Raw genomic sequence first — 24,012 nt, 5'->3', positions numbered from 1 at the left:
CCTTGCCGCCACTTATGAGGAGGATCTGGCCTTGCGCATAGCGGCCAGCGGCTCGGCCCGCTCGCGGGCACAGTGACGCACTTCGCGGGTGAACTCAGCGCACACGTGGGTCATCAGGTCGACGGAGCGATAGACCAGGAACACGCGGAAATCGGGCAGTTCGTCCTGGATCGGCAGCGGCACGAGCGCGTCGCTGACCAGCCGCAGCGGGCCGCCCGTACCGTGGAAGACAAAATCGGACCACATGCTGATCAGGTCCGTCTTGGTCGCCAGCTGCAGGCCGAGCAGGTTCGAGGCGCTCTGCACCACGCGCCGCGGCATCTCCAGGCGATGCAGGCGCATCAGGCTGGCCAGCGGGCTGCCGGCATCGTCGACCGGGTCGAGCACCAGCCAGTCGGCATCGAGCAGCGGTCGCAGCCGGCGCGTGCGGCGCAACGGGTGGCCGGCACGCACCGCGAGCTTCATGCCCACGGAAAAAAGCGGCTCCCACTGCAGCGACGCCGAACCGGGGCCGCTGTTAGTGGAGATCAGCCCGAGGTCCAGCCGGCCTTCGCGCAGCCCTTCCTGGATCTGCTGCGGCCGCAGCTCGATGGCGCGCAGCGCCACGTTCGGGAAGCGTTGCCGGAATGCCGCCATGGCATCGGGCAGCGGCCCGCTGGAGGCCACCGCGGTGAAGCCGATATTGAGCTCGGCTTCCGCGTGGCCGCGGATCGATTCGATATCTTCCAGCGCATGCCGCAGCTCCTGCTCTACCACGCTGGCCCGCTTGACCAGCGCCAGCCCGTAGGCAGTCAGGCTCACCCCGCGCACCGAGCGCGACATCAGCGTCACGCCGAGTTCGCGCTCGAGCGCGGCAATCGCCTTCGACAGCGCCGGCTGCGAGATATGCAGCGCGCGCGAGGCCTCATGGATGCTGCCGTGCTCGGCCACCGCCAGCAGGACGCGCAGTTGATGCAGTTTCATCGGTCTCCTTTTCTTCCGCCATGCACTACGGACGACGCCCATCCCCGGGGCATGGCGCCCCATCGGCGCGCGTGGGCCGCCATGCGCGCGAGGCGCCGCTTTTCGGGTCATCCCGCACCGGCAAAGGCCTGCCGGCCATGGATCGGTAGTTATCCGGATACCGGCTTGCACCCGGTTATGACGGCGATTCGATTTGGTTATCAGGATGAAAATATATGATTTTTTGTCCTGCCTGGTTTGCCTGAATACTTCATCGCCACAGGTTGCCAACCTGACGGCCAGCGCGGTGTTCCCCAATCCGGCAAGAACAGAACCGGTCTTCCGCGCGCCGACCCGCCACCAGTTCGTGGAGACCCTGCATGAACGACGCCACCCTTACCGCCAATCCGGCCAGCCCTGCCGCCACGGTTGCCGCATCCATCGCCCCGCGCAAGCAAAGCCAGTTCCGCCTGATCGCGGCGTGCTCGCTGGGTAATGCGCTGGAGATGTTCGACTTCACCGTCTACAGCTTCTTCTCGCTGCTGATCGGCAAGCTGTTCTTTCCGTCCGACAGTGCCTATGGTTCGCTGCTGCTGGCCGTGGCAACATTCGGCATCGGCTTCGTGATGCGTCCGCTTGGCGGCGTGGTGATCGGCAGCTACGCCGACCGCCGCGGCCCAAGGCGGCGATGACGCTGACCATCGGCATGATGGTGGCCGGCACCCTGTGCATCGCGCTGGCGCCGACGTATGCGTCTGCCGGCATCGCGGGCTCGCTGATGATCGTGGCCGGCCGCCTGCTGCAGGGCTTTTCGCTCGGCGGCGAGATCGGCGCTTCCACCGCCATGCTGATGGAAGCCGGCGGCGTGCGCGGGCGCGGCTGGCGAGTGAGCTGGCAGCTCGGCAGCCAGGGCATCTCGGCGCTGCTGGGCGCGCTGACGGGGGCAGGACTGTACGCGCTGCTGCCCACCGCTTCGCTCGAAAGCTGGGGCTGGCGCCTGCCGTTCCTGGTCGGGCTGCTGATTGCGCCGGTGGGGCTCTACATCCGCGCCAACCTCGATGAAACGCACCAGGCCGACGCCCATGCGCCCAGCCCGCTCGGCGAGCTGTTCCGCAATCACGGGGCCACCGTGCTCAAGGGCATCCTGGCCACCACCGCCGGCACCGCAACGATGTACCTGGTGGTGTTCTTCATGCCCACCTACATGATCCGCGTGCTGCATATGCCTGCATCGCTCTCGTTCCTGTCGGGCTGCGTCACGGGCCTGACGCTCACGGCGGTGTCGCTGATCGCCGGCCGCCTGGCCGACCGGCTGACGCACCGCAAGCCGCTGGTGGTGGCTTCGCTCGTGTTCAGCATGCTTGCCGTGTACCCGGCGTTCTGGCTGATCAACGCCTATCCCAGCGTACCGCTGGTGCTGTGCCTGTCGGCGCTGCTGACCGCGGGCATCAACCTCGGCACCACTCCGATGTTCCTGATGATGCTCGAGATGCTGCCCGCCGGCGTGCGCGCCAGTGGCCTGTCGGTGATCTACAGCGTGGGCGTGACCGTGTTCGGCGGCTCGTCGCAGTTCATCGTCACGTGGATGCTGTCGCGCACCGGCAATCCGATGTCGCCGGCCTGGTACATGCTGGCCTGCGGCGCGATTACGCTGCTGGCGGTCTTGCGCATCCGCGAAACCCGCGCCCATTGATTCCACAAATTCCCGGAGACCCTTCCATGACCCGCGCCCCCACGCTCAAGCCGTTCCAGTACCTGCCGCACCTGCTGCCCGCCATCGATATCGATACCGACACCTTCGTCGACATCCGCCGCCAGATCCACGCGAATCCGGAGCTTGGCTTCGAAGTGGGCGCGACCAGCCGGCTCGTTGCGACGCTGCTGGCGGCCTGGGGCTACGAGGTGCATACCGGCATCGGCAAGAGCGGCGTGGTCGGGCAGCTCAAGCGCGGTACCGGCACACGCCGGCTGGGCATCCGCGCCGACATGGATGCGCTGCCAGTCGTCGAGGCGACCGGCCTCCCCTACGCCAGCCAGCAGCACGGCAAGATGCACGCCTGCGGCCACGATGGCCACACCGCGATCCTGCTGGCCGCCGCCAAGGCGATTGCCGACCAGCCCGATTTCGACGGCACGCTCAACCTGATTTTCCAGCCCGACGAGGAAAACCTGTGCGGCGCGCGCGCAATGATCGAGGACGGCCTGTTCGAGCGTTTTCCATGCGACGCGGTCTTCGCGCTGCACAACATGCCCGGCGTGCCGGCCGGCACCTTCCGCGTGCTGCCCGGACCGGTGAGCCTGTCGTCGGACGTGGCGGACGTGACCATCCGCGGCGTAGGCGGCCATGGCGCGATGCCGCACCGCGCGCGTGATCCGATCGCGGCATCTGCCGCCATCGTCACGGCGCTGCAGACCGTGGTGGCGCGCAACGTGGCGCCGGACGATACCGCCGTGGTCTCGGTCGGCTTCATCCGTGGCGGTGCCACGCACAACGTGATTCCGGAATCGGTGACGATCGGGCTGAATGTGCGCGCCGCGCGGCCCGAAACGCGCGCGCTGGTGGAGCAGCGCATCCGCGAGATCGTGTCGCTGACGGCGCAGGCGCACGGCGTGTCGGCCGAGATCGACTACCGGCAGCTGACGCCGCCGATGGTCAACACGGAAGCCGAGACGGCACTGGCGCAGCGTGTTTGTACGGAGCTGGTTGGCGCCGGCAACGTTGTTACGCAGGCGCCGAAGGGCCTGAATGGCAGCGAAGACTTCGCGTGGATGCTGAATGCCGTGCCGGGGTGCTACCTGATCCTGGGCAACGGCGAAGGCGAATTCGGCGGCTGCATGGTCCACAACCCGGGCTACGATTTCAACGACGCCGTGCTGCCACTGGGCGCCGCAGCCTGGGTACGCCTTGCCCAGACCTATCTGGTTGCGGCCTGACTGACAGCGAACCCTACCGGGGCGGCGTGGGGTCGGAAGCCACCGGCCGCCCGCCGAGCCTGGCATTGATCTCCGCCGCCTCGCCCAGCACATGCAGCAGCCGCCGCAACGGCCGGCTGCACTGCACGTGCACGTACAGGTAGAACGCGGCGCCAACCACCACCATCACGGCGTAGAGCCACAGCAGCGAAGCCACCATCTCATGCTGCCGTGGCAGCGGATACAACCCGCTTACCAGCACCAGCATCGCCGGCGCAATCGCCAGCAGCAAGCCCACGGTGCGCGCCGCACCTTCCCACAGCCTGAGCTGCAGCGCCACGCGCCGCTGGCGCGCCTGCAACTGCAGGGGCGGAATCCGCCCGAGGCGCCGCAGCAGCGCGTTCTCGATAGCACTGTCCAGGTCCATCTCGCTGGCTTGCCAGCGCAGCGGATTGCGCAGCATGGCCATTACCGCCGGTGTGCGCATCATCCCTGCCCCCACGTAGCAGGCGGCGGAGACCGCCAGCAGCGCCTCGACTGCGCGCAACGACCACACCGGCATCGGATGCTTGAGCACCAGCCGCCAGACCGCCAGTGACAGCGCGGCCAGCAGCGTCGACACCAGCGCCGCCACGAAGCTTCGCCACAATCCCTGGCCCAGTCGCCGGCTCAGGGACATCCCGGCGGGCTCCAGCAGGGAATCCGGGACGGGCGCCGGCGCCGGCGCGGCCGAGAGGGCCTCAAGCAATTCGTAGGTGGGCGGCAGCCGGGAATACATGGATCTGGACAGGGAAACGGACAATGCGTGGCCGATGCGCCACGACGAGAATGCCGACATTTTCGCCGCAGTCGGGCCTGGCGGGTAGCGGATATCGCCTCCCCGCCGGCCTGAGTGTGTATCCGGTTCATCACACCGGATATCCAATCCCGTGATTCCACACGCCCCCGCCGACCACCGGAGCAGTCTTCCCGGGCTGAATTCGAAACCCCACGTATCGAATCAACTGATCTCCCTTCCCTTTATCCCGCCCCCGGTGCGGGAATAGGATCGACTCCAACAGAAATCCCACCACCATTGGAGACAAGATCATGGCAAAGATGAGAGCAATCGACGCGGCCATCGCGGTTCTGGAGAAGGAAGGCGTGACCACGGCGTTCGGCGTGCCCGGCGCGGCCATCAACCCGTTCTACTCGGCAATGCGCAAGTCCGGCAACATCAGCCACGTGCTGGCCCGTCACGTCGAAGGCGCCTCGCACATGGCCGAGGGCTACACCCGTGCTGAACCCGGCAACATCGGCGTCTGCGTCGGTACCTCGGGCCCCGCCGGCACCGACATGATCACCGGCCTGTACTCGGCCTGGGCCGATTCGATCCCCATCCTCTGCATTACCGGCCAGGCCCCGCGCGCCCGCCTGTACAAGGAAGACTTCCAGGCCGTCGATATCGAATCGATCGCCAAGCCCGTGACCAAGTGGGCCGTGACCGTGCGCGAGCCGGCGCTGGTGCCGCAGGTGTTCCAGCAGGCTTTCCATCTGATGCGCTCGGGCCGCCCGGGTCCGGTGCTGATCGATCTGCCGTTCGACGTGCAGGTCGCCGAGATCGAATTCGATCCCGAGACCTACCAGCCGCTGCAGCCGTACAAGCCGGCCGCCTCGCGCGCCCAGATCGAGAAGGCCATCGCCATGCTCAACGCGGCCGAGCGCCCGCTGATCGTCTGCGGCGGCGGCGTGATCAACGCTGATGCGTCGGAGCTGCTGGTCGAGTTCGCCGAGCTGGTCAACGTGCCGGTCGTGCCGACGCTGATGGGCTGGGGCGTGCTGGCCGACGACCATCCGCTGCAAGCCGGCATGGTCGGCCTGCAGACTTCGCACCGCTACGGCAACGCCACGCTGCTGGCTTCGGACTTCGTGATGGGCATCGGCAACCGCTGGGCCAACCGCCACACCGGCAGCGTCGACGTCTACACCAAGGGCCGCAAGTTCGTGCACGTGGATATCGAGCCCACCCAGATCGGCCGCGTATTCGGTCCGGACCTGGGCATCGTGTCGGACGCCAAGGCCGCGCTGGAGCTGTTCGTCGAAGTCGCCCGTGAAATGAAGATGGCCGGCCGCCTGCCGTGCCGCAAGGCGTGGGTGGCCGACGTGCAGAAGCGCCGCCGCACCATGAAGCGCAAGAGCGACTTCGACAACGTGCCGGTCAAGCCGCAGCGCGTGTACCGCGAGATGAACCAGTACTTCCCGCGCGACGTGCGCTACGTCAGCACCATCGGCCTGTCGCAGATCGCTGCCGCGCAGTTCCTGTCGGTCAACCAGCCGCGCCACTGGATCAACTGCGGCCAGGCCGGCCCGCTGGGCTGGACCATCCCGGCCGCGATCGGCGTGAAGACCGCTTCGCCGGATTCCGACGTGGTGGCGATCTCGGGCGACTACGACTTCCAGTTCATGATCGAAGAACTGGCCGTGGCCGCGCAGTTCAAGGTGCCGTACATCCACGTGGTGGTGAACAACTCCTACCTCGGCCTGATCCGCCAGGCGCAGCGCAACTTCGAGATGGACTACTGCGTGCAGCTGGCCTTCGAGAACGTCAACTCGCCTGAACTGAACGGCTACGGCGTGGACCACGTCAAGGTGGTGGAAGGCCTGGGCTGCAAGGCGATCCGCGTGTTCAAGCCGGAAGACATCGCGCCGGCCTTTGCCGAAGCACGCGACCTGATGGCCGAGTTCTCGGTGCCGGTGGTGGTCGAGGTGATCCTGGAGCGCGTGACCAATATCGCGATGGGTACCGAGATCGACAACATCAACGAGTTCGAGCCGATCGAAGACATCGAGGACGCCGACGAGGCGATCCTGAAGGAAGAAGTGGAAACGGCGTAAGCAGCACCAATCCAACATGGAAGCGCGGGCTACGGCCCGCGCAAATCCAGCGCCCCTGCATCACCGGTTCTGCACCGGCAGAACGACAACACAACTAAACCGGAGAGACTCATGACTAAACTTGCGGCCAACCTCACCATGCTGTTCAACGAAGTGGGTTTTCTCGACCGCTTCGAAGCCGCCGCGCGCGCGGGCTTCCGCGGCGTGGAATTCCTCTTCCCCTATGCGTTCCATGCGGACCAGATCGCTGACCGCCTGAACCGCTTCCAGCTGGACCTGGTGCTGCACAACCTGCCCGCCGGCAAGTGGGAAGCGGGCGAGCGCGGCATTGCCTGCCACCCGGACCGCGTGGGCGAGTTCCAGGACGGCGTGGGCGAGGCCATCAAGTACGCCAAGGTGCTGGGCGTGCGCCAGCTGAACTGCCTGGTCGGCATCCAGCCGCAGAACGTCAAGCGCGAGCAGGCGCAGGAAACGCTTGTGGAGAACCTGCGCTTCGCCGCCAGCGCACTGGCCGGCGAGCACATCGACCTGCTGATCGAGCCGATCAACACTTTCGACATCCCGGGCTTCTTTCTGTCGCGCACGCAGCAGGCGCTGGACCTGATCAACCAGGTCAACGCACCGAACCTGTACGTGCAGTACGACATCTATCACATGCAGCGGATGGAAGGCGAAATCGCCGCCACCCTCAAGGCAAACCTGCCGAAGATCAGGCACGTGCAGCTGGCCGACAACCCGGGCCGCAACGAACCGGGAACCGGCGAGCTGAACTACCACTTCCTGTTCAAGTTCCTGGACGAGATCGGCTACAACGGCTGGATCGGCTGCGAGTACAAGCCGAAGACCACCACCGAAGCCGGCCTGGGCTGGCGCGCCGAGCACGGCGTGCAGTAACGGGTTACCACCTACGCCAACGAAGACAGACTTAATCTCATTCAAGGAGACATCAATATGGCAAACCAACGCAACGTCGGCTTCATCGGCCTGGGCATCATGGGCGCACCGATGGCGGGTCACCTGCGCGCCGCCGGCCACACGCTGTTCGTGCATGACGTCAACCCGGCTCCGCAAGCGCTGGTCGATGCAGGCGTGACCGTCTGCACCAGCGCCGAGGAAGTCGCCAAGCGTGCCGACATCATTGTCATCATGGTGCCGGACACCCCGCACGTAGAAGCCGTGCTGTTCAGCGAGAAGGGCGTTGCTGCAGCACTCAAGGCCGCCGGCAAGGAAGCCAGCCACAGCAAGATCGTGGTGGACATGAGCTCGATCTCGCCGATCGCCACCAAGGACTTCGCCGCGCGCATCAACAAGCTGGGTGCATCGTACCTGGACGCGCCGGTGTCGGGCGGCGAAGTCGGCGCCAAGGCCGCGTCGCTGACCATCATGGTGGGCGGCCCGCAGGAAGCCTATGACCAGGTCAAGCCGCTGTTCGACCTGATGGGCAAGAACGTCACGCTGGTGGGCGGCAACGGCGACGGCCAGACCACCAAGGTGGCCAACCAGATCATCGTCGCGCTGAACATCCAGGCCGTGTCCGAAGCGCTGCTGTTCGCCTCCAAGGCCGGCGCCGATCCGGCCAAGGTGCGCCAGGCGCTGATGGGCGGCTTTGCTGCCTCGCGCATCCTGGAAGTGCACGGCGAGCGCATGGTCAAGCGCACCTTCGACCCGGGCTTCCGCATCGAGCTGCACCAGAAGGACCTGAACCTGGCCCTGCAAGGCGCCAAGGCGCTCGGCGTGGCGCTGCCCAACACCGCTACCGCACAGGAGCTGTTTAACACCTGCGCCGCCAACGGCCTGGGCAAGCAGGACCACTCTGCACTGTGCCGCGCGATCGAGATCATGTCTAACCACCAGATCGCGAAGTAAGAAGTGCCCCAGTCGTCCCCGCCCCGCGGGGACGACACGCTTTCGCTGTCAGTCAGTACCCGTCAGTACCAGGATCCGTCATGCTCGCCACCGAACCTCAAGCCGCCCTGCTGTCGTCCCAGCGCCCGGCAGGCCATCCCGAACAGATCAATCCCCGCGCGCTGCTGCGCGAGCTGTTCGATACCGCGGTCGCCGCCGTCAGCGCCAGCCACTGCCTGCCGCCGCACCTGCCGTCGCCGCCCAGGGGCCGCACCGTAGTGATCGGCGCCGGCAAGGCCGCCGCCGCGATGGCGCAGGCAGTCGAGGCGAACTGGCAAGGCGAGGTGTCGGGGCTGGTGGTGACGCGCTACGGCCACGGCGCCGACTGCAAGCGCATTGAAGTCGTCGAAGCCGCGCACCCCGTTCCCGATGAAGCCGGCCAGCGCGCCGCGCAACGGATGGTGGAACTGGTGCAGGGCCTGACTGCCGACGACCTCGTGCTGTGCCTGATTTCAGGCGGCGGCTCGGCCCTGCTGGCGGCACCCGCGCCGGGCATCTCGCTGGCCGACAAGCAGGCCGTCAACAAGGCGCTGCTGCGCAGCGGCGCGAGCATCGGCGAGATGAACTGCGTGCGCAAGCACCTGTCGGCGCTCAAGGGCGGCCGGCTGGCGCTGCACTGCGCGCCGGCACGCGTCGAGACACTGCTGATTTCCGATATTCCCGGCGACGACCCGACCCTCATCGCGAGCGGCCCGACGTTGCCCGATGCCACTACCTGCGCCGATGCGCTGGCGGTCATCGCCAAGTATGCGATCGACGTGCCTGCCAATGTGCGCGCCCACCTGGAAAGCGGCGCCGGCGAAACGCCCAAGCCGGGCGACGCCCGCTTCGAAGGCCATCGCAACGTGACGCTGGCCACCGCGCAGCAATCGCTCGAAGCTGCCGCGGCACGCGCCCGTGAACTCGGCTACGAGGCCCACATCCTGTCCGATTGCATCGAAGGTGAAGCGCGCGACGTGGCGCTCGTGCATGCCGCCATTGCGCGCCAGATCGCGCAGCACGGCCAGCCGTTCGCGAAGCCGTGTGTGCTGCTGTCCGGCGGCGAAACCACCGTGACCGTGCGCGGCAAGGGCCGCGGCGGGCGCAATGCCGAATTCCTGCTGTCGCTCGCGGTGGCGCTCGACGGCCTGCCCAGCGTGCACGCGATTGCGTGCGATACCGACGGCATCGACGGATCCGAGGACAACGCCGGTGCCCTGCTGGCACCCGATACGCTGACCCGCGCCGCGGCGCGTGGCCTGTCCGCGCGTGCGCACCTCGAGAACAACGACGGCTACGGCTTCTTTGCCGGCGTGGACGACCTGATCGTCACCAATCCGACCCGTACCAACGTGAACGACTTCCGCGCGATCCTGATCGTGTAGGCCTTCTGCCGTTATTGCAGTACCGCAGTACCGAACCTGTAGTCCACCTGAACAGCATTACCCGGCGCGCCATGTGGCGCGCCGTCCGAGAATGGAAGAGGAGACATCATGAGACGCCAGCGCAAAGCGAAGATCGTTGCCACGCTCGGCCCTGCCAGTACCGACATCGCGGTGATCCGCGAGCTGTTCGAGGCGGGCGCCGACGTATTCCGGCTCAACTTCAGCCACGGCACGCACGAAGACCACCGCGCGCGCTATGACGCCGTGCGCAAGATCGAGGCCGAGACCGGCCGCCCGATCGCGATCCTGGCCGACCTGCAGGGCCCCAAGCTGCGCATCGGCGTCTTTGCCGCGGGCAAGGTCGCGGTCAGGGCCGGCGACGTATTCGTGCTCGACAGCGACCCGACCCCTGGCGACGGCACCCGCGTGCACCTGCCGCACCCCGAGCTGTTTCGCGCCGCGCAGCCCGGCCAGTCGCTGCTGATCGACGACGGCAAGGTGCGCCTGGCGATCGAAGCCGTGTCCGCCGGCAGCATCACCACGCGCGTGGTCAACAACGGCACGCTGTCTGACCGCAAGGGTGTGAACGTGCCCGACGCCGTGATCCCCATCCCCGCGCTGACGGAAAAGGACCGCAAGGACCTGGACTTCGCGCTGTCGCTCGGTGCTGACTGGATCGGCCTGTCCTTCGTGCAGCGTCCGTCCGATATCGTCGAGGCACGCGAGATCGTCGGCACCCGTGCCGGCATCCTGTCCAAGATCGAAAAGCCGGCCGCGCTGCAGCAGCTCGAAGAGATCGTGCGCGTGTCGGATTCGGTGATGGTGGCGCGCGGCGACCTCGGCGTGGAACTGCCGCCCGAGCGTGTGCCCGGCGTGCAGAAGCGCATCCTGCGCGTGTGCCGCCAGCTCGGCAAACCCGTGGTGATCGCCACGCAGATGCTGGAATCGATGATTGATTCGCCGGTGCCGACCCGCGCCGAAGCATCCGACGTGGCCAGCGCCATCTACGAAGGCGCCGATGCTGTGATGCTGTCGGCCGAATCGGCCAATGGCCGCTACCCGGTGCCGGCGGTGTCGATGATGAACCGCATCGTCACCGAGGTCGAACGCGATCCGCTCTACCGCAACCTGCTCGACGCGCAGCATGAAACACCGCTGAACACGCGGCAGGATGCCATCTGCGCGGCACTGCGCGAAGTCACGCAGATCATCGGCGCGGCCGCGACGGTGACCTACACGTCGTCGGGTGCGACCGCGCTGCGCGCGGCACGCGAGCGTCCGTGCGCGCCGATCGTCAGCATCACGCCGAACCTGGAAATCGCGCGCCGCCTGGCGATTGCCTGGGGCGTCCACTCCACCGTGAGCCCGGACGTGCAGAGCGTGGACGAGATGGTCGAAGCCGCCACGCGCGCCGCGCTGGTGGAAGGCTACGCCGCGCCAGGTGACCAGATCACCATCGCCGCAGGCATGCCGTTCGGCCAGGGTGGCACCACCAACCTGCTGCGCGTTGCCGAAGTCACCGGCAACGCAGTCGCCGGCACCGGCGCCGCACGCGAAGCCGCGCTGGCCTGAGCGCAGTATCCGGCGTTCGGTTGAGGGAACGTCCAGGCAGCACCGCCACGCTTGCCGCACACCGCCCGCATCGCCCATCTCCAGGGCTGCGCGGGCGGTGTTTTTTTATGGCTGCGCTGGCCAGCCCGCGGCAAATCGCATTGCTATACTGACTGCCACCCAATCAGACCAGCAAGAACGGAGTCCCCATGCGCCTCGATGACGAAGCCGAAAGCCAGAACGTTGAAGACCGCCGCGGCGGATTCGGCGGTGGCGGGTTCGGCGGGCCGACGACCATTGGGATCGGTACCATCGTCATTGCGCTGGCCGCTTCCTATTTCTTCGGCATCGATCCGTCGGTGATCATGCAAGGCGCGTCGGTCCTGCAAGGCTCGCAGCCGCAGCATCAGCATCAGCAAGCCAACCGGCCGCCCGCCACCGACCATATGACGGTGTTCACACGCAAGGTGCTTGGCAATACCGAGCGCACGTGGGAGCACATCTTCGAGACGGAACTGAACCGCCGCTACGCGCCACCCACGCTGGTGATGTTTTCTGGCGCCACGCCTACGGCATGCGGCACCGGCCAGTCGGCAATGGGGCCGTTCTATTGCCCCGGCGACCAGAAGGTCTATATCGACCTGGCCTTCTATGACGAGCTGCGCCAGCGCTTCGGTGCCGGTGGCGATTTTGCCCAGGCGTACGTGATCGCACATGAGATCGGCCACCATGTGCAGAACCTGCTCGGCGTGTCGGCCAAGGTCGACAACGCCCGCCGCCGCATGGGCGAGGCGCAGGCCAACCAGCTTTCCGTGCGCATGGAACTGCAGGCCGATTGCCTGGCAGGCGTGTGGGCCGCCAACGCGCAGAAGGCCAACCAGCAGCTGCTGGAACCGGGCGATATCGAGGAAGGCCTGAAGGCCGCCGCCGCGATCGGCGACGACCGCCTGCAGCGGCAGGCCCAGGGCTACGTCGTGCCGGAGGCCTTTACGCACGGCACCAGCGAGCAGCGGGTGCGCTGGCTGCGGCAGGGACTGACCACGGGCGACATCCGCAAGTGCGACACGTTCGCGGCACGGCAGCCCTGAATCGCGGCACGCGAACTGGATAGCGGCAGCAGCGGACCGTTCAGACGGGCGGACGCAACACGTTCGCACCTGCATCGGCGCAGCGCGTACAAATCAGCGTAAGGGGAAAAATCGCCTGCCCGGCGGAGAGAGAAGGAGGAGGAGGTCGGTCGGGCAGGCGGAAGAGAAACTTGCGGTCGCCGGTGCGTCCAAAACTAGCGGCCACCGAGGTGGCCGCCAGAGGTCCCGGGAGACCAGGCCCGCGTCAGACGCGGTAGCCGTAAAGCGAGCCGTCGCCAGTGCGGGAGTTGTCCAGCGAGCTGGCTGCGATTTCGCCGCTGAAGCTGTGCGTACCTTCACTGAAGGTATCGAACTTGCCCTGCTTGGAAATCTCGCCGCTGAAGGTATGCGTGCCTTCACTGAAGCTGTCGAACTTGCCGCCGCTGCGCGAGCCTTCCGAGTACGTATCGAACCTGCCCTGGCGGGCGCCGTCCGTGTACGTATCGAACTTGCCTTGCTTGGCGCCGTCGGTATAGACGTCATACTTGCCAACGCGCAGCGCGTCGGCATAGACATCGAATTTGCCAACCTTGCTGGTGGCGGGGGCAGCTATCGCCGCGGCCGATGCGGCCACTGCCGCAAACACGAGCGCGCCGCCGAGGATGCGTCTGGCGATCATTTCGGACTCCTTCAACTGAGTATTCGTCTTTCTTGTATGTGACCAGCTAACTCCTTGCCGCTTAGCAATCTTTGTTGCCATGCAAGCACGGACTGAAGGTTAGTTGCTGATCGCGCCACCAGAAATACTGCTGCGACGAATGGTGCGTTGCGAGTCGTGAAACGCCGGGCATGCGGACGAATGGTGCGGCCGGAAATCGCCAGCGGCACACCGGCGCGCCGTCAATTGCGTGGACGCCCCGGCGCATGTCGACCGGGCGCCACGCTTCAAAGGGTGTACTGGCCGCTGGCTTCCGGCTGGAACGCAATCTCGACCACCGTCACGTTCTGCTCGCGCCGGTCCGGCAGGCGGTAGCTGACGGTCTGGCCGGCACGCGCGCCGAGCAGCGCCTGGCCCACCGGCGACAGCACCGAGAGCTGGCCGGCTTCGAAATCCGCAGCATCGGGGTACACCAGCGTCCAGTTGCGCGGCGTGCTGTCGCCTTCGAGCGAGCAGACCAGGCGGGAATTCATGGTGACCACGTCGGTCGGGATATCCTCCGGCGCCACGATGGCGGCGCGCGCGAGCAGGTCATCCAGCATCTCGGCGAGCTGGGCAGCGCCTGCGCGCCCGGCGATGCGTTCCAGGCGCGTCACATCGAGCTCGGTCAGGTAAAGGGTCGGGGCAATCGGCTTGGAGGCAGTCATGGCAAGTCCTCGGACAGATAACAAGTTAAGGGTGACCCGGGATCCGCGCGGGGCGGCGACAGCCGCAGGCTGCGCAGACAGGGCGACGCACAATCAGGAATCAACAAAGCAAAGGCAGGGCGCCGGGAGACTGGCGGATGCCGGCAACGAAAAGACGCTGGCTCGGGCCCGGTTCGGCCCCGGACCCCTTAGTGGGAGACTGTCAGGCTGGGAACCGGGCGGGATCAGGCGGTGCGCCGATCCGGCGGGGCGTCGCGCGCATGGCCTGGCTGGCCAGCGCGGCGGTCGCGCAGGCGCGCGTGCACACCTGCCGCGCAAGGCGGGCGGGCGCTACGGGCAGCAGCGGCTGGCGATCGGACATGACAGTTACGTAGGAAGAATCAGGAAAATCAGCCGGGTACCGTCTTCGATACGACATCACAACGATAGTGATGGCTGACTATCGCAAGCGGTCCCCGGCAATGCCCGCTGCACCGGGCTGGTGCGAGCGCAGGAATCTCCATCCTAGCACAGCGCTCAGCCGTGCGAATGGCACTCGCACGCGGCACCGACTGCGGCCTGCTGCAGGTTCTGCAGGATCCCGCATTCGCTCGCAGGCTGGTGATGGTGGTGGTGGCAGGTCTCGCGCAGCGCGCGCAACTGCCCTTCCAGTGCTTCCAGCGACATGCGCTGCGCATGGATCTGCTCGATCTGGCGGTCCAGCAGCGCGTTGATGTCGTCGCAATCCTGGGACGGATTGCGTTCGAAGTCGCGCAGCCGGCGTACGTCGGAAAGGCTCATGCCGAGCGAACGGCAATGGCGGACGAAGTTGAGCTGGACCAGGTGGGCGTCGCCATAGCGCCGATAGCCGTTGTCTTCGCGCTGAGGCAGGTCGAGCAGGCCTTCGCGCTCGTAGTAGCGGATGGTTTCGACATCGCAGCCGCTGGTACGGGAGAGTTCACCGATGCGCATGAGGGGAGTTCCTTGTAGTTCCTACAGGGTTTCGTCTAGTGTAGGGGAAAACCGCCGGACCTGCGGAAGTGTCTCTTGCGGCCCCTTGTCCGTGGGCCCTTCGCAGTTGCGTCCCCGCTCCCCTCGCCTCGTCCCGACCCGGCGGCATCCTGTAGAATTCCCGCAACTGATGTCGACAGATCATCCCCGCGTGCGCCCCATCCGGCTTTTCCTGCTGGTCTTGCTGCTGGCCCTGATGCCCTTCCAGGCATGGGCCAGTTCGCCCGCGCTCGCGACGGCGGCCGAAAGCGCCGCGCAGACGACACTGTACGCGCCGGCTCCGATGCCACTGTCGGATAGCGATGCCGCCGGGCCTGCACTACCCGCGGACGCCGACCCGGCGGAACCGCAACAACCCGGCGCCGACCTCGCTGAACAGCTCCTGCCCGCGCCGCGGCCTCGCTTCATGGCCGTCCCCGGCCGCGCGGATCCGCCGCGCTACGCCGGCGCCGCCCTGCCCGACCCCGACCTGCCTTTGCTGTCGCGCCCTCCGCGCGGCTGATCCCCGCCAGCGCGGCAACCGCCGCGCACCCGTTCCTGCGCGCCGCGCCGATGCACGGCGCGCGCCTGCGGCCCGTCCGCATCTTACTGTCGTACTGCCCCACTCTCATGAAACGCGTCCTGCTTTTCCTGGCGACCAACCTCGCCGTCATGCTTGTCCTCAGCATCACTGCCAGCGTACTAGGCGTGAACCGCTTCCTGACCGCCAACGGTCTCAACCTCGGCATGCTGCTGGTCTTTGCCGCCCTGATGGGCTTCGGCGGCGCCTTTATCTCGCTGCTGATGTCCAAGACCATCGCCAAATGGTCCACCGGCGCCCAGGTCATCACCCACCCGGGCACCAGCACCGAGCTCTGGCTGGTCCAGACCGTGGAAAAGCTGGCCACCCGCGCCGGCCTGCCTATGCCTGAAGTCGCCATCTATGACGGTGAGCCCAATGCGTTCGCCACCGGCGCCACCAGGAACAGCTCGCTGGTGGCGGTCTCGACCGGCTTGCTGCAGTCGATGTCGCACGAGGAAGTGGAAGCCGTGCTGGCGCACGAAGTCGCGCACGTCGCCAATGGCGACATGGTGACGCTCACGCTGATCCAGGGTGTGGTCAATACCTTCGTGATCTTCCTGGCGCGCGTGGTCGGCTACTTTGTCGATTCGATGCTGCGCAAGAGCGATGAAGAATCCAGCGGCCCGGGCATCGGCTACATGATCACCGTGATCGTCTGCGAGATCGTCTTCGGCATCCTGGCCAGCATCATCGTGGCCACCTTCTCGCGCCGCCGCGAGTTCCGCGCGGATGCGGGCGCTGCCGGCCTTATGGGTTCGCCGGCGCCGATGGTGTCGGCGCTGCGACGCCTCGGCGGGCTCGATGCGGATGGCCTGCCGCAGAACATGCAGGCCATGGGCATTGCGGGCGGCAAGTCGTGGATGGCGCTGTTCTCCAGCCACCCGCCGATCGAGCAGCGCATTGCGGCGCTGCAATCGGCACGCTGAGAGGCTGCTGCCTGGAAGACTAGTCCAGCACCTTGCCGCGCAACGCCTTGACCTGGCTGCGCTGGCTCTTGCCTTCCAGCCGCCGCAGCTTCGAACCCATGGTCGGGCGCGTGGCGCGGCGGGTCCGCGGCGGCGTCGCGACGCTCTGCACGAGCTCATGCAGGCGCCGCACCGCGTCTTCGCGATTCTGTTCGAGACTGCGGAATTGCTGGGCCTTGATGACCACCACGCCGTCACGCGTGATGCGATGGTCGTGCAGCTGCAGCAGGCGTTCCTTGTGATCCGGCGGCAGCGAAGACGCACGCACGTCGTAGCGCAGGTGCACGGCGTTCGAGACCTTGTTGATGTTCTGCCCGCCCGCACCCTGCGCACGGATCGCAGTGATGTCGTACTCGTGGTGGGGAATCAGGAAGTCGTCGGGCATGCGCGAATGATAGCAAGGCGCATGCCCTCCGATGTTACGTCGCCGGCGCGATGTTCTGGTTCATGCGGAACAGGTTTCCCGGATCGTATTTCTGCTTGATGTGCGCCAGCCGCTCGAAGTTGGGGCCATACGCCGCGCCGATGCGCCCGGCTTCGTCTTCGGTCAGGAAGTTCACATAGACGCCGCCGGTCGCATACGGTTCGGTGGCACGGAAGAAGTCACGGGCCCAGGCAATACAGGCGGCGTCTTCGTCAGGCCGCTCCCAACGCGTATGCACGTTCATCACGAAGCGCGCGTCGCGATGGTGGTAGGCCGTCGCATCGGCCGCAACGCGGTTTGCGACGCCGCCCACGTAACCGATGAAGATCTCGGAGTGCGGTGACGGCAGCCGGCCGGAATAATCGATCATGGCCTCGAGCGCCTCGTCCGGAAGCTGCGCGAAGTTGTGCGACTTCCAGTAGTTGCGCGCGCCTGGCGTCAGCAATGGATCGAATGCCTGTTGCCACGCGGTGTAGGGCATCGGGCCGGCGTGCTCGCCGACCGGCGTGCCGAACGCGCGCAACGGCGCAAGCAGCGGCGCGCCCTGTGCCGGATCGCCGGCGTAGAACACCGCCAGCACCACCACGTCGGTGCCATGCACGGCCTGAGGCAGGAACGGCAGCGGCGGTGCCTGGCGCATCACGACCCAGATGTTCATGTCCTCGGCCATGGTCTCGGTGAACACGCGGTACTGGCTCAGCACCGACTTGCCCTGCTCGGCGGGAAATACCAGCAAGCCGGCCATGATCCACGGCCCGACCGGATGCAGCCGGAACTCGAACAACGTCACCACGCCGAAATTCCCGCCGCCACCGCGCAGGGCCCAGAACAGGTCGGCGTTCTCCTTCTCGCTGGCATGCAGACGCTTGCCGTCCGCCGTGATGACTTCGGCCGACAGCAGGTTATCCACCGTCATGCCGTACTTGCGCGTCAGCCAGCCGAACCCACCGCCAAGCGTCAGCCCGGCCACGCCCGTGGTCGAGTTGATGCCCAGCGGCGTGGCCAGCCCACAAGCCTGGGCCTCGTGGTCGAAGTCGGCAAGCAAGGCACCGGGTTCCACCCACGCGCGCCGCGAGCCTGTATCGATATGCACGGCACGCATCGGCGACAGGTCGATGACCAGCCCGTCGTCGCAGATCGCCTTGCCGGCAATATTGTGGCCACCACCGCGCACCGCCAGCAGCAGCCCGTGGTCGCGGGCAAAGCCGATGGCCGTGGCGACATCGGCGGCACCGGCGCACTGCACGATCAGCGCGGGCCGGCGGTCGATCGTCGCATTCCAGATGGCACGCGCCTGGTCAAAGCCAGGATCGTCGGACACCAGGACCTTGCCGCGCACCGACTGGCGCAGTGACGCTAGCTGTTCATTCGGGATCGCGGGCATGGCACACCTCCACATCAAACGCCTCGGGCCGCCTCGCGCACACGTGGGCACGGGCCATGGCGGCCACGTCCAAAGGGGAAACGACGCAATTTGCGAGCCATGCTCGCTGGCGTATCGACGCGGCGGACAAGATGCGTCCGCTGCCCGCGGGGATGGGCGCCAGATCGAGCAATCTGTTTCAGTACTGATGCAAGGCGTCCACCCTCGTGCGGCGGCAAGCCGTCATCGCACCGCGCGTAGTGACGGCGAGCCGACGTGAAGCGCCGGACAGAGTGTTACAGCAGCGACACAGCGGGTGCCTATCGACGGCGATAACGGGAAAGCGAGGTGATCACCGCACACCTTGAGAGAACGCAAGAACCGGAATTGGCCGAAGCCGGAGACTCGTGAGTGGCGCGCCCGGCTGGGATCGAACCAGCAACCCCTGCCTTCGGAGGGCAGTACTCTATCCATTGAGCTACGGGCGCGCGGAGGGCGGTTTTGACGCCGGCGGCCTGTCTGGCCGCTTTCACTACAGGTTGCGACGGCGAGCGCCGGCGCAGGAAAGTCGCATAGGATACCGTGTTTGCCGTCAGGCGTCCATGTCAGGGTGACCGCAGCTGTGCCGGAACGTCTCGCAACCGCCGCTTTTCGTCCTAGGAAGAGGCCTTTGGAGCTATAATCGCGAGCTATTTGCGTCCAGACGCAGCCGCACGCCGGCCGCCAATGGGAGACAGGTCCGGGACAGTCCGGACACGCAGATAGCGACAGACCCAAGCCAGATTAGGGCCAGACAAAGCAAGCCGAGCGTGAGCGGCCAGAAGGTTTCCTGCAAAACTGAGAGTTCTGTATGAGCGACGTCCACAACGAACACGACGAACACGAGTCTCCCATCAAGACGCCCAAGCAGCTGATTGCAGTGGTGATCGCAGCCTTCCTGGTGCCGATCATCGTGATCATCCTGCTGGTCAATTTTGTCGGACATGGCTCCACGGAAAGTGCCGGAGCTGTCACCACGGCGGAAGCCGTCAACAACCGCATCAAGCCGGTCGCCTCGCTCGAAATCAAGGATCCCAACGCGCCGCGCGTCTACAAGACCGGCGAACAGGTCTACAAGGAAGTCTGCGCGGCGTGCCACGCCACGGGTGCCGCGGGCGCGCCGAAGTACAGCAACGCAGGTGACTGGGCCGGCCGCATCAGCCAGGGCTTCCAGGGCCTGCTGAACTCGGTGCTGCACGGCAAGGGCGCCATGCAGCCGCGCGCCGGCACCACGGCCGACGACTACGCCGACTTCGAACTCGCCCGCGCCGTGGTGTTCATGGCCGACGCTGGCGGCGCCAAGTTCCCCGAGCCGCCGGCTCCGGCAGCCGCAGCGCCGGCCACTGCCGCCGCATCGGAGGCAGGCGCAGCACCGGCCGCAGCAGCTGCGCCGGCTCCGGCTGCCGCACCCGCCCCGGCAGCTGCCGCTCCTGCCGCCGCCGCAGCGCCTGCCGTGGCTTCGGCCGACACCGGCAAGAAGGTCTATGAACAAGTCTGCGCAGCCTGCCACGCCGCTGGTGTTGCCGGCGCGCCCAAGTTCGGCGACAAGGCCGCCTGGGCCCCGCGACTGAAGGAAGGCATGGACGCCGTTCACAACTTCGCCCTGAAGGGCAAGGGCGTGATGCCGCCGAAGGGTGGCTACGGCGGCCCGGACGCCGACGTGATCGCCGCTGCGGACTACATGGCCGGCGCCGCCAAGTAAGTCTGCAAACGGATAGCAAAAGCCCGCGATTGCCGCGGGCTTTTTTTATGGTTCGCCGAAGGTATGGCCAGCTACACCACACGCGAATATTTCGCCTTTGGCACCAGCCGGATCACTTGCGAGCCGTCGTTTGCCAGCTCCGGGACGCGCTCCGCCGCACGCGCCGCGTCTTCCCGCAGATAGCGGTCGAACACCATCGCCACACGCCGGACCAGCAGGCGGCCGAGCGGTGTCACTTCGATGCTCCCCGGCTCGCGCCGCACCAGGCCGTCGAGCGCCAGGCGATCGAGATCTTCCAGCTCCGCCGCGAACGTCGCGGCAAAATCGACGCCATGGCGGGCTTCCACCCCGGCGATGTCTAGCACGCCATTGCACATCAGCGCGCCGATGATTTCCTTGCGCAGATGGTCGTCGGTCGTCATGGCAAAGCCGCGGATCACCGGCAAGCGGCCGGCATCGAGGGCGCCGTAATAGTCGTCCAGCGTGCGGGCGTTCTGCACGTAGCGCCCCGCCACCGCGCCAATGGCGGAGATGCCCAGGCCAAGCTGGTCATAGCCGGCATGCGTGGAATAGCCCTGGAAATTGCGCTGCAGGCGTCCCTCGCGTTGCGCGATGGCAAGGTCATCGTCAGGCAGTGCGAAGTGATCCATGCCGATATAGACATAACCGGCCGCCGTCAGCCGCTCGATGGTCGACACCAGGATATCGAGCTTCTCGCCGGCGGGTGGCAAGGCGGTTTCGTCGATGCGCCGCTGCGGCTTGAATACATGCGGCAGGTGCGCATAGCTGTAGACCGACAGCCGGTCCGGACGCAGCGTCAGCACCCGGTCGATGGTCGCCGCAAAGCGCGCGGTGGTCTGGTGCGGCAGGCCGTAGATCAGGTCGATGCTGACCGAGCGGAAACCCAGCTCGCGCGAGGCGTCCACCACGGCGCGGGTCTCTTCGAATGGCTGCACGCGATGGATGGCCTGCTGCACCTCGGGATCGAAATCCTGTACGCCGAGGCTGACGCGATTGAAACCGAGTTCCGCGAGCAACGCCATGCGCGCATGGTCCACGCGGCGCGGATCGATCTCGATGGAGTGTTCGCCGTCCGGCAGCAGCTCGAAATGCTCGTGCAGCGACGCCATCACGCGCCGCATCTCGTCGGGGTTCAGGAAGGTGGGCGTACCGCCGCCCCAGTGCGACTGCATCACCTGCCGCCGCCCGCCCAGTTGCGCGGCGACCAGCGCCATTTCGCGGCCGAGGTAGCTGACGTACCTGGCGCTGCGGCCATGGTCGCGCGTGATGATCTTGTTGCAGCCGCAGTAGTAGCAGATGTTCTCGCAGAACGGAATGTGCAGGTAGAGCGAGAGCGGTGCCGGCGCGTTATCGCGGCAGGCGGCCAGGGCTGCGTGGTAGCCCGCTGCGTCCAGGCCGGTGTGGAAGCGGTCGGCGGTGGGATAGGAGGTGTAGCGCGGGCCGTTGCCGTCGATGCGGCCGGCCAGGGCCCGGAAGTCCGACAGCGCGCGGGGGTCGAGCGCGGAAGATGGCACCGATGGATGGCTCATGGGGGCGGATGGTGTGGGAATTTGACCGCTCATCGTAGGTCCGGCCCATGCGCGGGGCGTTGACGGACATCAAGCGCGGCGGTCATGCCAGCGCATCCCCCTCGCCAGTGGGGGCGTTGCGTCACATAACTGTCATATCGGCCCGATAGGCTGCGCCCGCGCCCTTCACGGCCCTTTGCGCTGCCGCCACGCCAACCCCCACTCCATGCCATCCATTCGCCACTCCGAGACGTACCCATCGCTGCGCGGCAAGCCGTCGCCGGCTTCTCCCGGCCGGCGCCGCCTGATGACCGCTATCGGCGCCAGCCTCGCCCTGCCGGCGGGACTGGCCCATGCGCAGGTGCCAGCGCGCCGCACGGTGGTCATTGGCCATCTGGTCGACCGCATCGGCCCGCAGGCCGACCTCGCGCGCGATTACCTGGCCGGGGCCAAGGTGTTGTTCGATGCGGTCAATGCCAGTAGCGGCGGTGCGCTGCGCATCGTCCATGTGGTGCGCGATGCCGACGCCGATCCGCGCCTGTGCGTGTCGCAGGCCGTGTCAATGATGGACGGCGAGCACGCCGAACTGCTGTTCGGCCCGGGCGACCGTATCCTGCCGGCGCTCGCCGCCTCGCCGGAACTGGCGCGGCGCGGCCTGCAGATCGTGGCGCCGCTGTCGGGGCTGGCGCTGCCGGCAGAGAATGTCTGGTTCACGCGCGCCGACTATCAGGCCGAACTCGATGCCGCGGTACGGCAGTTGCGCAACTACGGCCTGACGCGTGTGGCGCTGGCAGTCTCGACCGACTTTGCCGCGGGCGTATCCGGCAAGGGAACCCCGTGGCTGGCCCGGCTGGAAAGCGATATCGGCACGCGGGCGGTGCCGCTCGATGGCAATGTGGATGCGGCGGCAAAACGCATCGCCGCGCAGCGCCCCGGGGCGGTGATCGTGGCCGGCGACACACTGGGGTATGCCGGCCTCGGCCGTGCACTGGCGGTGCAAGGCTGGTATGGCTTCCTGGTCGGGCTGTCATCGGTAAGCCCGACCTCGGCACGTGAAATCCTCGGCAGCGGCTATTCCGGCGGCATCGTGCTGACGCAGGTTGCACCGGGTCCGCAGGAGGCGACGCTGCGCGTCGTCAAGGAACACGTGGCCCGCATGAAGCAGTACCTGGACGAGCCTCCCTCGCAAACCACGATGGCCGGCTATATCGGCGCGGCGTGGCTGGCGCGGGCGCTGGCCACGACGCGCGGCCCCGGTCTCGCGGAAATCCGCCGCGCGTTGCAGGCACGCATCGACGTAGGCGATTTCACGCTGGACTTCACGCACGGACTGCGCGGCTCGCAGTATGTTCAGCTGGCGGCATCAGGCGCGCGGTAGCGCGATGCGGACCCGCAGGCCGCCCTCGTTGCGATTGGCGAGGGTGAGTTCGCCGCCGTGCCGGGCCACGATGTCGGCGGCAATCGAGAGCCCCATGCCGACGCCGCCGGTGGCGCGGCTACGGGAGGCCTCGACGCGATAGAACGGCTCCAGCACACGCTGCAGCTCTTCCGGCGGAATGCCCGGGCCGTCGTCGCACACATCGATCAGCACGCGCTCGTTGCTGTCGGTCAGCACGATGCGCGCCGCGCCGCCGTAGCGCTGCGCGTTCTCCACCAGGTTCACCACCGCGCGCCGCAACTCGGCCGGATAGGCCAGCAGCGGTGCGGCCTGGCCGCTGAGGGTGACATCGTGGCCGAGCTCGGTGGCATCGTCGACGACGGCCTGCAGCAGTGCCAGCACATCGACGCGCTGGCGCGGACCCGTAGCCTCGTCGCGATCGCGCAGGTAATACAGGGTGGCATCGATCAGGCCGTTCATCTCCGCCAGGTCCTGGCGCAGCCGGTAGCGCACCTCATTGTTGTCGAGGCGCTCGATGCGCAGGCTCATGCGCGTCAGCGGCGTGCGCAGGTCATGCGAGACGGCCGCGAGAAAGCGCGATTGCTGCGCCAGCTGGGTGCGGATGCGCTGCTGCATGTGATTGAGCGCATGCGCCGCGGCGCGGGCTTCGACTGGCCCGGCATGCTCGTCGAGCGGTGGTGCGTGGACATCCTGGGCCAGGCGCCCGGCACCGCTGGCCAGTTCCTGCACCGGGCGCGCCAGCAGCCGCGCGCCTGCCCACGAGGCGGCGACGATGGCCCCGACCTGGAACAGCAGGCCCAGGTGTGGTGGCCACGGCCAGCGCGGCGGGTGCGGATGCCCGCCCGGCGGCGGCCCAGGACGCATCTCGCCGGCAGGGCCCGGGATGGCGGGCGGCGGCGGGCCGCCCGCTTCGTCACGCAGCCGGTGCTCCAGGCCGGGGCGCGGAAACAGGCTTTCGATCACGGTCATGCCGAGCAAGTGCATCGCGAGCATGATCGACGCCATCACCAGGAATAGCCGCACGAACATCGAGTCGTAGCGCGCGAGGCGGCGCATGG

Annotated in this window: 20 protein-coding genes, 1 tRNA gene and 1 pseudogene; 12 read left to right on the top strand and 10 right to left on the bottom strand. The window is 67.0% G+C overall.

Features of this window, described 5'->3' with window-relative positions; genetic code table 11:
• Positions 1-12: 12 nt before the first annotated feature.
• Positions 13-963, bottom strand: coding sequence for a LysR family transcriptional regulator (locus RM96_RS15410; RefSeq protein ID WP_039011753.1), 951 nt, complete (start codon positions 961-963; stop codon positions 13-15).
• A 359-nt stretch (positions 964-1,322) separates the two neighbouring features.
• Here RM96_RS15410 and RM96_RS15405 point away from each other — a divergent pair.
• Both RM96_RS15405 and RM96_RS15400 read left to right on the top strand, forming a co-directional pair.
• A pseudogene (locus tag RM96_RS15405) lies at positions 1,323-2,635 on the top strand (MFS transporter).
• A gap of 26 nt (positions 2,636-2,661) precedes the next feature.
• Positions 2,662-3,876: a M20 aminoacylase family protein gene (locus tag RM96_RS15400; protein ID WP_039011751.1), complete on the top strand. Its 1,215-nt coding sequence runs from the start codon at positions 2,662-2,664 to the stop codon at positions 3,874-3,876.
• Positions 3,877-3,889: 13 nt separating this feature from the next.
• Here RM96_RS15400 and RM96_RS15395 read toward each other — a convergent pair whose 3' ends face one another.
• A complete protein-coding gene (locus RM96_RS15395) occupies positions 3,890-4,693 on the bottom strand; it encodes a hypothetical protein (RefSeq protein ID WP_338011414.1) in 804 nt (267 codons plus the stop codon).
• Positions 4,694-4,944: 251 nt separating this feature from the next.
• On the opposite strand from RM96_RS15395, the gene gcl reads away from it, so the two are divergent.
• The 6 genes from gcl (at position 4,945) to ypfJ (ending at position 12,637) form a co-directional block, all read left to right on the top strand.
• Entirely contained in the window at positions 4,945-6,729 is a 1,785-nt protein-coding gene (gene gcl / locus RM96_RS15390; protein WP_039011750.1) for a glyoxylate carboligase, read from the top strand.
• A 111-nt stretch (positions 6,730-6,840) separates the two neighbouring features.
• Complete coding sequence (gene hyi, locus RM96_RS15385; protein WP_039011749.1) at positions 6,841-7,623, top strand: hydroxypyruvate isomerase; 783 nt, start codon at positions 6,841-6,843, stop codon at positions 7,621-7,623.
• A 57-nt stretch (positions 7,624-7,680) separates the two neighbouring features.
• The gene (gene glxR / locus RM96_RS15380) at positions 7,681-8,595 is read left to right on the top strand and encodes a 2-hydroxy-3-oxopropionate reductase (RefSeq protein WP_039011747.1); all 915 of its coding nucleotides are present in this window, start codon (positions 7,681-7,683) and stop codon (positions 8,593-8,595) included.
• An 80-nt stretch (positions 8,596-8,675) separates the two neighbouring features.
• A complete protein-coding gene (locus tag RM96_RS15375; RefSeq protein WP_039011745.1) occupies positions 8,676-9,998 on the top strand; it encodes a glycerate kinase type-2 family protein in 1,323 nt (440 codons plus the stop codon).
• 108 nt (positions 9,999-10,106) lie between these two features.
• Positions 10,107-11,570 carry a pyruvate kinase gene (gene pyk, locus RM96_RS15370; RefSeq protein ID WP_039011744.1) on the top strand — a complete coding sequence of 488 codons (1,464 nt, stop codon included), beginning with the start codon at positions 10,107-10,109 and terminating at the stop codon, positions 11,568-11,570.
• Between the two features lie 188 nt (positions 11,571-11,758).
• Positions 11,759-12,637, top strand: a complete 879-nt coding sequence (ypfJ, locus tag RM96_RS15365) for a KPN_02809 family neutral zinc metallopeptidase (RefSeq protein WP_039011743.1) — start codon at positions 11,759-11,761, stop codon at positions 12,635-12,637.
• Between the two features lie 244 nt (positions 12,638-12,881).
• On the opposite strand, the gene RM96_RS15360 is transcribed toward ypfJ, so the two are convergent.
• The 3 genes from RM96_RS15360 to RM96_RS15350 all read right to left on the bottom strand — a co-directional run bounded on the left by RM96_RS15360 (position 12,882) and on the right by RM96_RS15350 (position 14,932).
• Positions 12,882-13,295 carry a hypothetical protein gene (locus tag RM96_RS15360; protein ID WP_039011742.1) on the bottom strand — a complete coding sequence of 138 codons (414 nt, stop codon included), beginning with the start codon at positions 13,293-13,295 and terminating at the stop codon, positions 12,882-12,884.
• Positions 13,296-13,561: 266 nt separating this feature from the next.
• A complete protein-coding gene (gene rnk / locus RM96_RS15355) occupies positions 13,562-13,981 on the bottom strand; it encodes a nucleoside diphosphate kinase regulator (RefSeq protein ID WP_039011741.1) in 420 nt (139 codons plus the stop codon).
• Between the two features lie 516 nt (positions 13,982-14,497).
• A complete protein-coding gene (locus tag RM96_RS15350; RefSeq protein WP_039011740.1) occupies positions 14,498-14,932 on the bottom strand; it encodes a Cd(II)/Pb(II)-responsive transcriptional regulator in 435 nt (144 codons plus the stop codon).
• 169 nt (positions 14,933-15,101) lie between these two features.
• On the opposite strand from RM96_RS15350, the gene RM96_RS15345 reads away from it, so the two are divergent.
• Positions 15,102-15,473, top strand: a complete 372-nt coding sequence (locus tag RM96_RS15345; protein ID WP_063925988.1) for a hypothetical protein — start codon at positions 15,102-15,104, stop codon at positions 15,471-15,473.
• 107 nt (positions 15,474-15,580) lie between these two features.
• A complete protein-coding gene (gene htpX, locus RM96_RS15340; protein ID WP_039011892.1) occupies positions 15,581-16,459 on the top strand; it encodes a protease HtpX in 879 nt (292 codons plus the stop codon).
• Positions 16,460-16,478: 19 nt separating this feature from the next.
• On the opposite strand, the gene arfB is transcribed toward htpX, so the two are convergent.
• The 3 genes from arfB to RM96_RS15325 form a co-directional block, all read right to left on the bottom strand.
• A complete protein-coding gene (arfB, locus tag RM96_RS15335; protein WP_039011737.1) occupies positions 16,479-16,883 on the bottom strand; it encodes an alternative ribosome rescue aminoacyl-tRNA hydrolase ArfB in 405 nt (134 codons plus the stop codon).
• A gap of 34 nt (positions 16,884-16,917) precedes the next feature.
• Positions 16,918-18,306: an FAD-binding oxidoreductase gene (locus tag RM96_RS15330; RefSeq protein ID WP_039011736.1), complete on the bottom strand. Its 1,389-nt coding sequence runs from the start codon at positions 18,304-18,306 to the stop codon at positions 16,918-16,920.
• Positions 18,307-18,697: 391 nt separating this feature from the next.
• Positions 18,698-18,773 (bottom strand) — tRNA-Arg (locus RM96_RS15325).
• A 362-nt stretch (positions 18,774-19,135) separates the two neighbouring features.
• On the opposite strand from RM96_RS15325, the gene RM96_RS15320 reads away from it, so the two are divergent.
• Entirely contained in the window at positions 19,136-20,026 is an 891-nt protein-coding gene (locus RM96_RS15320) for a c-type cytochrome (RefSeq protein WP_039011734.1), read from the top strand.
• Between the two features lie 71 nt (positions 20,027-20,097).
• Here the strand turns inward: RM96_RS15320 and hemN are convergent, their stop codons facing one another.
• Positions 20,098-21,576, bottom strand: a complete 1,479-nt coding sequence (gene hemN / locus RM96_RS15315; RefSeq protein WP_039011733.1) for an oxygen-independent coproporphyrinogen III oxidase — start codon at positions 21,574-21,576, stop codon at positions 20,098-20,100.
• 205 nt (positions 21,577-21,781) lie between these two features.
• Here hemN and RM96_RS15310 point away from each other — a divergent pair, with 205 nt between their 5' ends.
• On the top strand, positions 21,782-22,933 hold the full coding sequence (locus tag RM96_RS15310) for an ABC transporter substrate-binding protein (protein WP_039011731.1): 1,152 nt from the start codon (positions 21,782-21,784) through the stop codon (positions 22,931-22,933).
• On the opposite strand, the gene RM96_RS15305 is transcribed toward RM96_RS15310, so the two are convergent.
• On the bottom strand, positions 22,919-24,010 hold the full coding sequence (locus RM96_RS15305) for an ATP-binding protein (protein WP_039011730.1): 1,092 nt from the start codon (positions 24,008-24,010) through the stop codon (positions 22,919-22,921). The genes RM96_RS15310 and RM96_RS15305 overlap by 15 nt on opposite strands.
• Positions 24,011-24,012 lie beyond the last annotated feature (2 nt).

It is taken from the genome of Cupriavidus sp. IDO, assembly GCF_000812465.1.
Classification (GTDB): Bacteria; Pseudomonadota; Gammaproteobacteria; order Burkholderiales; family Burkholderiaceae; genus Cupriavidus.
The sequence above is the reverse complement of the archived record's forward strand: the minus strand, read 5'-3'. Positions and strand labels throughout refer to the sequence as shown.